We start from the raw sequence: 14,100 nt of genomic DNA, 5'->3' as shown, positions 1-14,100 counted from the left end.
CCCAATCCTGGGTGCTTCGCAAGGCCAAAGCCCAGTCTTAGACCAGTACCCGCTCAATACCGCCGGCGTTGGCCTTTTGCACGTAGGCCTGCAGCCACTCCTCACCCAAAATCTTGCGTGCCATCTCGACCACAATGTAGTCGGCCTCCAGCAAGCCGTTGTTGAGGTCATTGCCGTAGCGTGTCAGACCCTGCAGACAACTGGGGCAGCTGGTGAGTATCTTCAGGTTGCCTTTGTCCTGGGAGCCATCTCCAGATGTTGCCGTCAATGCGCGCAGCTCGGCCTCGCCCTTGCGCAGCTCCTCTTCCTTACGGAAGCGGATCTGGGTCGAGATATCGGGGCGCGACACACCCAGCGTGCCCGACTCGCCGCAGCAGCGATCGCTCTTGAGAACGGTATCACCTACCAACGCCTTGACCGTCTTCATGGGGTCCTGCAGCTTCATGGGGCTGTGGCAGGGGTCGTGGAACAGGTAACCGTCTCCCGTACCACCTTGCGGCACCAGGGTGATGCCCTTCTCCAGGAGGTACTCATGGATGTCGATGATGCGGCTACCAGGGAATATCTTGTCGAACTCGTAACCCTGCAGCTGGTCATAACAGGTACCGCAGCTCACCACCACGGTCTTGATGTCCAGGTAGTTCAAGGTATTGGCCACGCGGTGGAACAGCACCCGGTTGTCGGTGATGATTTTCTCGGCCTTGTCGGCCTGGCCGGAGCCGCGCTGCGGATAACCGCAGCACAGGTAACCCGGTGGCAACACGGTCTGCACCCCGGCATGCCAGAGCATGGCCTGGGTGGCCAGCCCCACCTGGCTGAACAGGCGCTCAGAGCCACAGCCGGGGAAGTAGAACACTGCTTCCGTCTCGGGTGTGGTGTCCTTGGGGTTTCGGATGATGGGCACGTAATCCCCATCCTCGATGTCCAGTAGGGCACGCGCGGTCTTCTTGGGCAAACCACCGGGCATCTTCTTGTTGATGAAGTGGATCACCTGTTCCTTGATGGGCGCAGTACCCACGGTGGCTGGCGGCTTGTTGGTCTGCGCCCTGGCAGCCAATCGCAACACCTGATTGGCAAAGCGCTGCACCTTGAAGCCAATGCCCACCATGCCTGCACGCACCAGCTTGATGGTCTGCGGGTTGGTGGCATTCAGGAAGAACATGGCCGCAGCGTTGCCAGGCCGGAAGCTTTTCTGCCCCATCTTGCGCAGCAGGTTGCGCATGTTCATGGTGACGTCACCGAAGTCGATCTTCACCGGACAAGGCGACTCGCATTTGTGGCAGACGGTGCAGTGGTCAGCCACATCCTCGAACTCTTCCCAATGGCGGATGCTGATGCCGCGACGGGTCTGCTCTTCGTACAAGAAGGCTTCCACCAGCAGCGAAGTGGCCAGGATCTTGTTGCGGGGGCTATAGAGCAGGTTGGCACGCGGCACGTGAGTGGCACATACCGGCTTGCATTTGCCGCAGCGCAGGCAGTCCTTGACCGAGTCGGCAATGGCGCCGATATCGCTCTGCTGCATGATCAGCGACTCGTGGCCCATCAACCCAAAGGACGGCGTGTAGGCGTTGGTCAGGTCGGCATGGGCATCCGGACTACGCAGCAATTTGCCCTTGTTGAAATGCCCGTCTGGATCGATCTTGGCCTTGTAGGCACTGAACGGTGCCAGTTCGGCATCGCTCAAAAATTCCAGCTTGGTGATGCCAATGCCGTGCTCACCAGAGATCACCCCGTCTAGCGAGCGGGCCAAGGCCATGATGCGTTTGACGGCACCGTGCGCCGCCTGCAGCATGTCGTAATCATCGCTGTTGACCGGGATGTTGGTGTGCACATTGCCGTCGCCAGCATGCATGTGCAGCGCCACCCAGACCCGGCCCTTGAGCACGCGCTGGTGAATGGCATTGCATTCCTTGAGCACGGCTTCGAACGCGCCACCGGTGAAGATGCCTTGCAAGGGTGCGCGGATCTGGGTCTTCCAGCTTGCACGCAGGTTGTGGTTCTGCAATTGCGTGAACAGGTCTGCAACATTGCTCAGCCAGTCCTGCCATTGCCCACGTACTTCGGCAATCAAGGCAATCGCCTGATCCACCTTTTCCTGCAACAGCGCAGGCTCGGGCACATCGTTGGTGTCGCTGGCCTTGCTCAGCGGCAAATTGCCTTGCTGCAGGAACTCAGTCAACGCATCGCACAGGGCCAGCTTGTTCTGCAGGCTCAGCTCGATGTTGATGCGCTCGATGCCGTCGGTGTATTCGGCCATGCGCGGCAGCGGGATCACTACGTCTTCATTGATCTTGAAGGCGTTGGTGTGGCGGCTGATGGCTGCGGTCTTCTTGCGATCCAGCCAGAATTTCTTGCGCGCTTCCGCGCTGATGGCAATAAAGCCCTCGCCGCTGCGCGAATTGGCAATGCGCACGACTTCGGAAGTGGCGCGCGCCACCGCGTCGGCATCGTCACCCGCAATGTCGCCAAACAAGGCCATCTTGGGCAAGCCGCCGCGCTTGGACTTGGTGGCGTAGCCCACCGCCTTGAGGTAGCGGTCATCCAGGTGCTCCAACCCGGCCAGCAGGACGCCGCTGCGCTTTTGCTCGGCAAACATGAAGTCGATGATCTCGACGATGCTGGGCACCGCCAGCTTGGCATCGCCAAAAAACTCCAGGCACACGGTGCGGGTGTGCTGGGGCATGCGGTGCACCACCCAGCGTGCGCTGGTGATGAGGCCGTCACAACCCTCCTTCTGGATGCCGGGCAGGCCACTCAGGAACTTGTCGGTCACATCCTTGCCCAGGCCTTCCTTGCGGAAGGACCGCCCGGGAATATCCAGGCGCTCGGTGCGCAGCCGCGTCTTGCCATCGGCCTTGAAATACTGCAACTCGAAGCTGGCCACGTCCGCATCATGGATCTTGCCCATGTTGTGGTTGATGCGGGTCACTTCCAGCCACTCGGCCTGCGGCGTCACCATACGCCAGCTGGCCAGGTTGTCCAAGGCCGTACCCCACAGCACAGCCTTCTTGCCGCCTGCATTCATGGCGATATTGCCGCCTATGCAGCTGGCCTCGGCCGATGTGGGGTCTACCGCGAACACATAGCCGGCACGTTCGGCCGCATCGGCCACGCGCTGGGTCACCACGCCCGCCTCGCTCCAGACAGTGGCTACTTCGCGGTCCATGCCAGGCAAGCGTTTCATCTCCACCTCGGTCATGGCCTCCAGCTTTTCGGTGTTGATGACCGCGCTCTTCCAGGTCAGCGGGACGGCGCCGCCGGTGTAGCCCGTGCCACCTCCGCGGGGAATGATGGTCAGACCAAGGTCGATACAGCCCTTGACCAGGCCCGCCATCTCTTCTTCCGAGTCCGGCGTAAGCACCACAAAGGGGTATTCCACGCGCCAGTCGGTGGCGTCGGTGACGTGGCTGACGCGCGAGAGGCCGTCAAACTTGATGTTGTCCTTGGCCGTGACCCGGTTCAGCTGGCGCAGTGCCTTGCGGCGCAACGCGGCGACTTCCTCAAAGGCGGCATCAAAAGCCTTGACCGATGCGCTGGCGGCGGTCAGCAACTCGCCCACCATGGCGTCGCGTTCCGGGTCCACGTCCGGGGTGCGGCGCTTGGCCACTTCGCTCAGCCGATGGTGCAAAGCCTCCACCAGCATGCCGCGGCGCTTGGGGTTGTCCAGCAGGTCGTCCTGCAGGTAGGGGTTGCGCTGGACCACCCAGATGTCGCCCAGCACCTCGTACAACATACGGGCAGAGCGGCCGGTACGGCGCTCCTCACGCAGCTTGTTGAGCGTCTCCCAGGCCTGTTCGCCCAGCAGTCGGATGACGATTTCCCGATCGGAAAAGGAGGTGTAGTTGTAAGGGATCTCGCGAATGCGCTCGTGCGGATGGGCTGCAGCCGCTTGAGCGGCAGGGTCGGCGCTGGTCAGATGCGTGATTAGAGTGGGTGCGTTCATCGGGTAGGGTCTGGGCAACCGGAGGAGCTGAAAGGCCAGTCCACAGGCTGAAATGGCAGACCTGCGATGGTACCGCAGTGCACCAAAGCGACCGTTTCTGTTCTGAAAAGGCCACACCGGCAGCACAGTCTGCAACAGTGCCCGGCTGACGCACAATGTTGAAATAACCTTTGCCCGATTTGATCCCTCATGAACCCACGCACTTTGCCTGCCTGGCCTTATCCCCGCTGGATTGCCCACCGCGGAGCCGGAAAGCTGGCCCCCGAAAACACCCTGGCGTCTTTCCGTACCGGTGCCGGCCATGGCTACCGCATGTTCGAGTGCGACGTGAAACTCAGCGCCGATGGCGTGCCATTCCTGATGCATGACGCAGAACTGCAGCGAACCACCAACGCTGCCGAGCGACTGGGTGTGGGGCAGCCAGGCGTCAGTGACATTGCGGGAAGCCACGGTTGGCACGCACTGTCCCAGTTGGACGCCGGCAGTTGGCACTCCCGCATTTTTGTAGCGGAGCCACTACCTACTTTCGAGGCCATAGCGCGGTTTTGCGTACGCAACAGTTTTTTTCTGAACGTTGAAATCAAGCCCACGCCGGGCACCGAATACCGCACCGGTGAAGTGGTGGCGCAACACGCTGCACGCCATTTCAACGGCGTTGCAATTCCACCACTGCTCACTTCCTTTGACATTCCCGCACTGGAAGGTGCCCTGGCATCGCAACCCGAACTGCCGCGCGGGTTGTTGATCGATGCGCTGGAAGAGCTGCCCTGGTCCGCCTGGCTCTCCAAGGCACAGACACTGCAATGCCAGGCCATCGTGTGCAACCACACGCTATGGAATGCAGACACCGTGTTGCAAGCCAAGGCAGCCGGCTTCAGAACCTTGAGCTATACGGTGAACGACACACAAGAGGCGGCACGTCTGATTTCCTTGGGCACCGACGGCGTGATCACGGACCGGGTGGACTTGTTCAGTCCTGCTGCATAGCGCAAAAAATTTCTTGTTTCCGACATCGCGCGCTGTGTTTTTTTAGCCACTTTGGGTTTATTCACCTTAGGTCTATTGTTCTCTTTCGGTAAACCCCAACTTTCATTGAAACGTTTGGATTAGTATGGAAACAATACCTACACTTCCGGCATCGGAGTGATTGGTTGTGTTGCTGTTACTTGCCAGGAGTTCTTATGGACGCGATTGGTAATTACGTAGCCCGCTTTGCGCGTAGCCGCGAAGAAGAGATGAGCCTCGACGAGTATCTGCTCGAGTGCAAACGCAATCCTTTGGCCTACGCAACTGCGGCGGAGCGCATGCTCAAAGCCATCGGTGAGCCACAGGTGCTGGACACCCGCAACGACCCACGCTTGTCGCGCATATTTGCCAACAAGCTGATCAAGATCTACCCCGCCTTTTCCGAGTTCTTCGGCATGGAAGAGGTGGTGGAACAGGTCGTGAGCTACTTCCGCCACGCCGCGCAGGGCCTGGAAGAGCGCAAGCAGATTCTGTATCTGCTAGGCCCGGTTGGTGGTGGCAAGAGTTCGCTCGCAGAGCGCCTCAAACACTTGATGCAACAGGTGCCCTTCTATGCCATCAAAGGATCCCCGGTCAATGAAAGCCCACTAGGCCTGTTCGATGCGGTTGAAGACGGGCCGATATTGCAGGATAGCTACGGTATTCCAACGCGCTATCTGCAGCGCATCCTGTCACCTTGGGCCGTCAAGCGTTTGGATGAGTTCGGCGGAGACATACGCCAGTTCCGGGTGGTCAAGCGCTACCCCAACGTGCTCAAGCAGATCGCCATTTCCAAGACCGAACCGGGTGACGAAAACAACCAGGACATTTCGTCCCTGGTCGGCAAGGTGGATATCCGCAAGCTGGAAACCTTCTCCCAGGATGATCCGGACGCTTACAGTTTCTCTGGCGGTCTGTGCCAGGCCAACCAGGGCCTGCTGGAATTCGTGGAAATGTTCAAGGCGCCCATCAAGGTGCTGCACCCACTGCTCACGGCAACGCAGGAAGGCAACTTCAAGGGAACGGAAGGCTTCGGCGCCATTCCGTTTGATGGGGTGGTGCTGGCGCACAGCAACGAAAGTGAATGGAAGACCTTTCGGAACAACAAGCACAACGAGGCCTTCCTGGATCGCATCTACATCGTTAAGGTGCCCTACTGTCTGCGCGTGAGCGACGAGATCAAGATCTATGAAAAACTGATCCGCGAGTCGTCACTCGGTTCCGCCACCTGTGCACCGGGTACGTTCAAGATGATGAGTCAGTTCGCAGTCTTGACCCGACTCAAGGAGCCCGAGAACTCCAGCCTGTTCAGCAAGATGGCGGTGTATGACGGTGAAAGCCTCAAGGACACCGACCCGCGTGCCAAGAGCTATCTGGAATACCGCGACTATGCTGGCATGGATGAAGGGATGACGGGCGTGTCCACCCGCTTTGCTTTCAAGATCCTGTCCAAGGTGTTCAACTTTGACAGCACCGAAGTGGCCGCCAATCCGGTTCACCTGATGTACGTGCTGGAGCAACAGATCGAGCGCGAACAGCTTCCGCCCGAGTTGGAACAGAAGTACACCGGCTTTATCAAGGAGCTGTTGGCGCCCCGCTACGCGGAGTTCATTGGCAAGGAAATCCAGACCGCCTATCTGGAGAGCTACAGCGAATACGGCCAGAACATCTTTGATCGCTACGTCACCTACGCGGACTACTGGATTCAGGACAACGAATACCGCGACACCGACACAGGTGAGGTGTTTGACCGTGTGGCCCTGAACGCCGAGCTGGAGAAGATCGAAAAGCCTGCAGGCATTGCCAATCCCAAGGATTTCCGCAACGAGATCGTCAACTTCGTGCTGCGTGCCCGTGCCAACAACCAGGGCAAGAATCCATCCTGGACCAGCTACGAAAAGCTGCGGGTGGTCATCGAAAAGAAGATGTTCTCGAATACCGAAGAGCTGTTGCCCGTCATCAGCTTCAATGCCAAGGCCAGCGCCGACGATGCGCGCAAGCACGAGGACTTCGTGACACGCATGGTGGCCAAGGGCTACACATCCAAGCAAGTGCGGCTGCTGTGTGAGTGGTATTTGCGGGTGCGCAAGAGTTCCTGAGGTCGCCCAACCTGAAGTCACCCTATGGCCCTACACATTGTTGACCGCCGGCTTGCCGGCAAAAACAAGTCCATCGGCAACAGGGAGCGGTTCTTGCGCCGCCATCAGGAGCAGATTCGGGAGGCCGTGCGCAAGGCCGTTGCGGGACGCAGCATCCGCGACATGGAGCAGGCCGAAGACGTCACCATTCCCAGGAAAGACATCAGCGAACCCGTGTTTCACCATGGGTCGGGAGGCGTGCGTGATTTGGTGCATCCGGGCAACACCGACCATTTGCGTGGCGACCGCATCAAGCGCCCGCAAGACGGAGGTGGTGGCAAGGGGGGCGGCAAAGCCAGCGACTCCGGTGAAGGCGAAGACGATTTCATCTTCACCCTGAGCAAAGAGGAGTTCATGCAAGTCTTCTTTGACGGGCTTGCTTTACCGCGCCTGATTCGCAACCAGATCGGCGAAACGCCGGAGTGGAAATCGCACCGGGCCGGCTACACCAAGGACGGCACACCCAGCAACCTGCATATCGTGCGGTCCATGCGGCATGCGCTGGGTCGACGCCTGTCACTGGGTGCGGGCGCACGCCAGGATTTGAAAGACAAGATTGCCGCTCTAGCGGAGCTGGAGCGCTTTCCCTTGGGGCATGAGGCTGCCATCCGGGCGCTGCGTCAGGAGATCAAGGACCTGGAACTGCGGCTCAAGCGCATCCCATTTCTGGACCCGCTGGACCTGCGCTTTCGCGGTGTGGTGAAGACGCCGGTGCCCATGGTCAAGGCCGTCATGTTTTGCCTGATGGATGTGTCAGGCTCCATGGACGAGGGGCGCAAGAACCTGGCCAAGCAATTTTTCATCTTGCTGTACCTGTTCCTGACCCGCCATTACGAAAAGATCGACATCGTCTTCATCCGCCATCACACCCAGGCGCAGGAAGTGGATGAGGACACCTTCTTCCACGCCACGGAGAGCGGGGGCACGGTAGTCAGCAGCGCGCTGGACCTGATGCAGAAGATCATCTCTCAGCGCTATTCGCCCAGCGAATGGAACATCTACGGTGCCCAGGCCAGCGATGGCGACAACTTCAGCAGCGACAGCGGCCGCTGCCGCGAGTTGCTGGCCGACACACTGCTGCCACTGTGCCGTTATTACGCTTACATCCAGGTTGCCGAGGAGGAACAGAACCTCTGGGAAGAATACGCAGCAATCGGTGCTGACCATGCCAACTTTGCGATGCGCAAGGTCATCGAACCCACCGACATCTACCCCATCTTCCGGGATCTGTTCAAAAAGGAAGGGGCCAACGCATGAACACGCCGCTCACCAGCGTCAGTGGTCGAACGGCCGAAAACCGGCACATGGATGATGTCGCACGCATTCCTGTGGCCGGGGAACGCAGGGCGCGCCACACATTGCAGCAACCCTTGCCAGCACCTCCACGAGCCCACCACCCTTTGCCTGATACCAGTGACTGGACGTTTGACATCATCGAGCAGTACCACGACGTGATTCGCGATACGGCGCAGCGCTTTGGCCTGGACACCTATCCCAACCAGCTGGAAATCATCACCGCCGAACAAATGATGGACGCATACGCCAGTGTGGGCATGCCCATCAACTACCGGCATTGGAGCTATGGCAAGGAGTTCATTGCCACCGACAAGCGCTACCGCCGCGGCAACATGGGACTGGCCTATGAAATCGTCATCAACTCCAACCCCTGCATCAGCTACCTGATGGAAGAGAACACCACCGCCATGCAGGCCCTGGTGATTGCCCATGCGGCCTACGGCCACAACAGCTTCTTCAAGGGCAATTACCTCTTTCGCATGTGGACGGATGCCTCGTCCATCATCGATTACCTGGTCTTTGCGCGCAGCTACATCGCCGAATGCGAGGAACGCTATGGGCTGGACGCGGTGGAATCCGTGCTCGACTCCTGCCATGCCTTGGCTAATTTCGGCGTGGACCGCTATCGCCGCCCCAGCAAGAAAAGTCTGGCGGTGGAGCTGGCGGAGCGACGTGCACGTGAGGCCCATGCCCAGCTCCAGGTCAATGATCTCTGGCGCACCCTGCCCCAGCGCCTGGACAAGGCGGAAGATGCACCGGCAGCGCAGCGCTTTCCCAGCGAGCCCCAGGAAAACCTGCTGTACTTCATTGAAAAGAACTCTCCGCTGCTGGAGCCTTGGCAACGCGAAGTAGTGCGCTTGGTGCGCAAGATCGCCCAATACTTCTACCCGCAGCGGCAGACACAGGTCATGAACGAAGGCTGGGCCACCTTCTGGCACCACAAATTGCTCAACACCATGTACGACGACGGTCAACTGAGCGACGGCGTGATGATGGAATGGCTGAGTTCGCATACCAATGTGATCTACCAGCCGCCGGTTGGGCACCGCGCCTACAGCGGAATCAACCCCTACGCGCTGGGCTTTGCCATGTACACCGACATCCAGCGCATTTGCGAACACCCGACCGAGGAAGACCGGCGCTGGTTTCCCGACATGGCCGGAGCGCCGTGGCTGCCCACGCTGGACCATGCCATGCGCAACTACAAGGACGAGAGCTTTATCGGCCAGTTTCTCAGTCCCAAGCTGATGCGCGACTTCCGGCTATTTGCCATTCATGACGACGAGCGCAAGGTCGAACTGGAGGTGGGCGCCATCCACGACGAGGCGGGCTACGCCGAACTGCGCCAGGCCCTGTCGCAGCAGTACGACCTGGGTACGCGCGAGCCCAACATTCAGGTCTGGAATGTCAATCTGCGCGGGGACCGCACGCTGATACTGCGCCATTTCCCCTACCAGGACCGGCCTTTAGGAGACAGCACGCAGGAAGTGCTGAAGCATACGGCGCGCCTTTGGGGATTCGGCGTGAAGCTGGAGAGTGTCAATGCCAACAGTGACGTCACCAAGCAGTGGAGCGTTCCCGCCCCGACGGTTTGAAGGCGAGCTTCAGCTGCGCCAGGCACCAGCCATCAACCATTGGCAGCTTGCGCAGGCCAATACCATGGCCGCATAACTGGCCATCTTGCCGTCGTGACCGAAAAACCAAAGCCCACTAAGCAGGGCAATAAAACATGCTAGAGAATTGATAGCGCCCTGCATGAGCCAGCTATGATGGGTGCGCGCCTTCTTGATCACCAGCGGCGCCAACACAGCGACCAGGAGCCCGACGGTGAACGCTGGCAGCAGGAAATTCAGCAGGTGATCGATCAAGCCAAACAGACTCATGGGAAGGGGCGAAGTCCGTAAAACGGCTCAACTTTGGTATAGCAATGGCCGGGATTTTATAATCCACTAATAAACGTATGGCAGTCTGGGCATTAGGAATCAACCACACCACCGCACCGCTGGACCTGCGCGGTCGGTTTGCGTTCGCCATGGACTCGGTGGAGCCCCATCTGGTAGCCCTGCGGGAAAGCCTGGCCCGCAACCCGGAGGCCGCTATTGTTTCCACCTGCAATCGCACCGAGATCTATTGCGCAGGTGACGAAGCTGCACTGGAACAAACGCTGAACTGGCTGGCCCAGTCGGGCGGTGTTTCTCCCCATGAGCTGCGCTCTCACACCTACCACCTGGAGGGCGATCAGGCCGCCCGCCATGCCTTTCGCGTAGCCAGCGGGCTGGACTCGATGGTGCTGGGCGAGCCCCAGATCCTGGGTCAAATAAAGGATGCTGTGCGTGCTGCCGATGCGGCTGGCGCGCTGGGCACCACGCTGTCGCAGATGTTCCAGCGCTCGTTTGCTGTGGCCAAGGAGGTTCGCACCTCCACGGAAATCGGCGCACATTCGATCAGCATGGCCGCTGCCGCCGTGCGCTTGTCGTCGCAATTGTTCGAAGACCTGGCCAAGGTCAAGGTGCTGTTTGTAGGTGCGGGCGAAATGATCGAACTCTGCGCCACCCACTTCGCAGCCAAGAATCCCCAATCCATCGCCATTGCCAACCGCACCCTGGAACGCGGTGAAAAGCTGGCCGTGCGCTTTGGTGCTGAAGTCATGCGTCTGGCCGACCTGCCTGAGCGCCTGCACGAGTTTGACGCGGTGATCAGCTGCACCGCCAGCTCCCTGCCCATCATCGGCTTGGGTGCCGTGGAGCGTGCGCTCAAGAAGCGCCGCCACCGCCCTATGTTCATGGTGGACCTGGCCGTGCCGCGCGACATTGAGCCTGAGGTCAAGGCGCTGGGCGATGTGTACCTCTACACCGTGGACGATCTGGCCAGCGTGGTGCAGACCGCCCAGGCCAACCGCCAGGCAGCGGTGGCACAGGCCGAGGCCATCGTGGATGCCGGGGTGCAGAGCTTCATGCACTGGATCGAACAGCGCAACTCGGTGCCGCTGATCCAGCAACTCAACTCCCAGGCCGAGCAGTGGCGTGCCACCGAACTGGCGCGCGCCCGCAAGCTGCTGGCGCGTGACGGCGATGTGGACGCAGCCCTGGAAGCACTGGCCAAGGGTCTCACGCAAAAGATGCTGCACGGCGCCATGGCCGAACTGCATGCGGGCGACGTGACTGCGCGCGAGCGTGCCAGCACCGCCATCCAACGCTTTTTCCTGCGCAAAGAACGTTAGCGGCCCTGCCCTGTCGCCGCCTCTGCCCGCTTCATTGGGGCAGTTTCTTTGTTCTTTGTCTTTTGCAACACCATGAAACCATTTCTGCGCCAACAACTTGCCCGCTACGCCGACCGTCTGGGAGAGCTCGAATTCCTGCTCTCACGCGAAGACATCATGCAGGACATGAAGCAATTCCTGGCGCTCTCACGGGAACACACCGAAGTGGGCGCAGTGGCCAGCCGCTGGGCGCGTTACCAGCAGCGCGAGGCCGATCTGGCAGCCGGGCAAGAGATGTTGAAGGCCTCTGCCGACGACGAGGATATGCTGGCCATGGCGCAAGAAGAGGTAGACAGCGCCACCGCCGAGCTAGCCCAGTTGGACCAAGAGTTGCAGCGCATGCTGTTGCCCAAGGACCCGGACGATCAGCGACCTGCCTTTGTGGAAATCCGCGCCGGCACCGGTGGCGATGAATCCGCCCTGTTTGCGGCGGACCTGGCCCGCATGTACACCCGCTATTGCGATGCCCAGGGCCTCAAGACGGAAATCATGAGCTCGTCGGAGAGCGAACTGGGTGGCTACAAGGAAGTGGTGCTGCGGGTGGAGGGCACGGTGATGACCAGTACCGGCGCCTGTGGCGCCTATGGGCTGCTCAAGTTTGAGTCGGGCGGCCACCGCGTGCAACGTGTGCCAGCGACCGAAACCCAGGGCCGCATCCACACCAGTGCCTGCACGGTGGCCGTGCTGGCCGAGCAAGACGAGGCTGAGGCCATCAAGATCAATCCATCGGATTTGCGCATTGACACCTTCCGCGCCAGCGGCGCCGGCGGCCAGCACATCAACAAGACCGACTCGGCCGTGCGCATCACCCACATTCCCACCGGCATCGTGGCTGAGTGCCAGGACGGGCGCAGCCAGCACAGCAACAAGGCGCAGGCCCTCAAGGTGCTGACTGCCCGCATCCATGAGAAAGAGCGTTCCGAACGCGCCGCAAAGGATGCCGCAGAGCGCAAGAGCCTGGTGGGCAGCGGCGATCGCAGCGACCGCATCCGCACCTACAACTTCCCGCAAGGCCGCCTCACCGACCACCGCATCAACCTCACGCTGTACAAGCTGTTGTCCATCATGGAAGGCGATCTGGGCGACGTGATTGAAGCCCTGCAGGCCTATGAAGCCGCACAGCAAATGGCAGCCCTGGAGCTCAACGCGTGAACCTGACGCAGGCCATGTTGCATGTCCAGTCCCTGGGCATCGATCGGTTGGACGCGCAGATGTTGGTGCTGCATGCCCTGCAGCGCCCCACCAGCGACCGGGCCTGGCTGCTGGCGCATGGCAGTGACGAGCTCAGTGCGCAGACGCAAGACCACGTGCACACCCTGGCGCAACGCCGCGCGCGCGGGGAACCCATGGCCTATATCACCGGGCACAAGGAGTTCTATGGCCTGGATTTGGCCGTGGACGCGCGCGTGCTGGATCCGCGCGCAGATACTGAATCCCTGGTGGACTGGGCGCTTGAGGTGATGGATGCCTGGCACTCGATCGGAGCCGAAGCGCTCAGCGCCATCGACTTGGGCACCGGCAGTGGCGCCATTGCGCTGGCGCTAAAGCACCAACGCCCCCATTGGCAGATCCATGCGCTGGACTTCAGCACGGACGCCCTGGCGGTGGCAGAGGGCAATGCAGCACGACTGCGGCTTGCCGTTCACTTCCACAAGGGTTCCTGGCTGCAAAACGTGCAAGAACGCTTTTCGCTGATCGTCTCCAACCCTCCGTATATCGCGGCACAGGATGCGCATCTGGCTGCGCTGACGCATGAGCCCCTGCAGGCGTTGGTCAGTGGAGAGGACGGACTGGATGCAATCCGTACCATCGTTGCGCAATCGCCCACGTGTTTGCTGCCAGGCGGATGGCTGTTGCTGGAGCATGGCTATGACCAAGCCCCTGCCGTACGCACCCTGTTGCAAAATGCCGGCTTTCACAACGTCCAATCCCGCCGCGACCTGCCAGGCATTGAGCGCTGCAGCGGCGGCCAATGGCAGGCTTGAACAGAAAGCACAAAACCCTATGCAGACCATCAATGTACGGCTGGCAACGCCAGCTGATCTGGATACCGTAGCTCTTCTGTTCAATGGCTACCGGCAGTTCTACGAACAGCCGGATGATCTGGCGCTGGCCAGACGGTTCATTGGCGAGCGCATGGCCAAAGGGCAGTCCACCATCCTGATCGCCGAGGACGCCATGGGCACTGCACGGGGTTTCAGCCAGCTCTACCCAAGCTTTTGCTCGGTGATTGCAGCCCCGATTTATGTGCTGTATGACTTGTATGTGGCCCCGGGGGAACGCAAGTCCGGCGTGGGCAAAGCGCTGCTGCAGTTTGCGGCACAGTATGCGAGGCAACAGGGCGCTGCCCGCATGGACCTCACCACGGCGCGCACCAATCAGCCGGCGCAAGCGCTGTACGCTTCCTTGGGCTGGCAGCTCGACGAAGTCTTCCTGGCCTACAACCTGAACCTTTGAAC

10 protein-coding genes are annotated in these 14,100 nt (G+C 60.3%); 8 read left to right on the top strand and 2 right to left on the bottom strand.

What is annotated here, in order from left to right; all coding sequences use genetic code 11:
• Nucleotides 1-37: 37 nt before the first annotated feature.
• Complete coding sequence (locus AC1RMF_RS14275) at nt 38-3,943, bottom strand: DUF3683 domain-containing protein (RefSeq protein ID WP_493142260.1); 3,906 nt, start codon at nt 3,941-3,943, stop codon at nt 38-40.
• 189 nt (nt 3,944-4,132) lie between these two features.
• On the opposite strand from AC1RMF_RS14275, the gene ugpQ reads away from it, so the two are divergent.
• From ugpQ to AC1RMF_RS14255, 4 genes are all read left to right on the top strand, one after another.
• Nucleotides 4,133-4,930, top strand: coding sequence for a glycerophosphodiester phosphodiesterase (gene ugpQ, locus AC1RMF_RS14270; protein WP_493142258.1), 798 nt, complete (start codon nt 4,133-4,135; stop codon nt 4,928-4,930).
• Between the two features lie 194 nt (nt 4,931-5,124).
• On the top strand, nt 5,125-7,047 hold the full coding sequence (locus AC1RMF_RS14265; protein ID WP_342618684.1) for a PrkA family serine protein kinase: 1,923 nt from the start codon (nt 5,125-5,127) through the stop codon (nt 7,045-7,047).
• 24 nt (nt 7,048-7,071) lie between these two features.
• Nucleotides 7,072-8,343, top strand: coding sequence for a YeaH/YhbH family protein (locus AC1RMF_RS14260; protein WP_493142255.1), 1,272 nt, complete (start codon nt 7,072-7,074; stop codon nt 8,341-8,343).
• Complete coding sequence (locus AC1RMF_RS14255) at nt 8,340-9,977, top strand: SpoVR family protein (protein ID WP_493142253.1); 1,638 nt, start codon at nt 8,340-8,342, stop codon at nt 9,975-9,977. Before AC1RMF_RS14260 ends, AC1RMF_RS14255 begins: the two co-directional genes overlap by 4 nt.
• Nucleotides 9,978-9,986: 9 nt before the next feature.
• Here AC1RMF_RS14255 and AC1RMF_RS14250 read toward each other — a convergent pair whose 3' ends face one another.
• Nucleotides 9,987-10,265 carry a hypothetical protein gene (locus AC1RMF_RS14250; RefSeq protein WP_493142251.1) on the bottom strand — a complete coding sequence of 93 codons (279 nt, stop codon included), beginning with the start codon at nt 10,263-10,265 and terminating at the stop codon, nt 9,987-9,989.
• Nucleotides 10,266-10,342: 77 nt separating this feature from the next.
• Between AC1RMF_RS14250 and hemA the strand changes: the two genes are divergently transcribed.
• The 4 genes from hemA (at nt 10,343) to AC1RMF_RS14230 (ending at nt 14,098) form a co-directional block, all read left to right on the top strand.
• Nucleotides 10,343-11,602, top strand: coding sequence for a glutamyl-tRNA reductase (hemA, locus tag AC1RMF_RS14245; protein ID WP_342618687.1), 1,260 nt, complete (start codon nt 10,343-10,345; stop codon nt 11,600-11,602).
• A gap of 72 nt (nt 11,603-11,674) precedes the next feature.
• Nucleotides 11,675-12,793 carry a peptide chain release factor 1 gene (gene prfA, locus AC1RMF_RS14240; protein WP_493142249.1) on the top strand — a complete coding sequence of 373 codons (1,119 nt, stop codon included), beginning with the start codon at nt 11,675-11,677 and terminating at the stop codon, nt 12,791-12,793.
• Between the two features lie 14 nt (nt 12,794-12,807).
• On the top strand, nt 12,808-13,626 hold the full coding sequence (prmC, locus tag AC1RMF_RS14235; protein WP_493142338.1) for a peptide chain release factor N(5)-glutamine methyltransferase: 819 nt from the start codon (nt 12,808-12,810) through the stop codon (nt 13,624-13,626).
• A 19-nt stretch (nt 13,627-13,645) separates the two neighbouring features.
• Nucleotides 13,646-14,098, top strand: coding sequence for a GNAT family N-acetyltransferase (locus AC1RMF_RS14230; protein ID WP_493142247.1), 453 nt, complete (start codon nt 13,646-13,648; stop codon nt 14,096-14,098).
• Nucleotides 14,099-14,100: the final 2 nt, after the last annotated feature.

The sequence above is a fragment of the Rhodoferax sp. GW822-FHT04A08 genome, from assembly GCF_058801025.1.
Note: the sequence above shows the minus strand (reverse complement) of the source record. Positions and strands in the feature narration are given on the sequence as shown.

Coding starts and splice junctions, on each gene's coding strand:
- AC1RMF_RS14260 (WP_493142255.1), top strand. CDS start 7,072: ATGGCCCTACACATTGTTGACCGCCGGCTTGCCGGCAAAAACAAGTCC.
- AC1RMF_RS14250 (WP_493142251.1), bottom strand. CDS start 10,265: ATGAGTCTGTTTGGCTTGATCGATCACCTGCTGAATTTCCTGCTGCCA.
- prmC (WP_493142338.1), top strand. CDS start 12,808: ATGTTGCATGTCCAGTCCCTGGGCATCGATCGGTTGGACGCGCAGATG.
- ugpQ (WP_493142258.1), top strand. CDS start 4,133: ATGAACCCACGCACTTTGCCTGCCTGGCCTTATCCCCGCTGGATTGCC.
- AC1RMF_RS14230 (WP_493142247.1), top strand. CDS start 13,646: ATGCAGACCATCAATGTACGGCTGGCAACGCCAGCTGATCTGGATACC.
- prfA (WP_493142249.1), top strand. CDS start 11,675: ATGAAACCATTTCTGCGCCAACAACTTGCCCGCTACGCCGACCGTCTG.
- AC1RMF_RS14255 (WP_493142253.1), top strand. CDS start 8,340: ATGAACACGCCGCTCACCAGCGTCAGTGGTCGAACGGCCGAAAACCGG.
- hemA (WP_342618687.1), top strand. CDS start 10,343: ATGGCAGTCTGGGCATTAGGAATCAACCACACCACCGCACCGCTGGAC.
- AC1RMF_RS14265 (WP_342618684.1), top strand. CDS start 5,125: ATGGACGCGATTGGTAATTACGTAGCCCGCTTTGCGCGTAGCCGCGAA.
- AC1RMF_RS14275 (WP_493142260.1), bottom strand. CDS start 3,943: ATGAACGCACCCACTCTAATCACGCATCTGACCAGCGCCGACCCTGCC.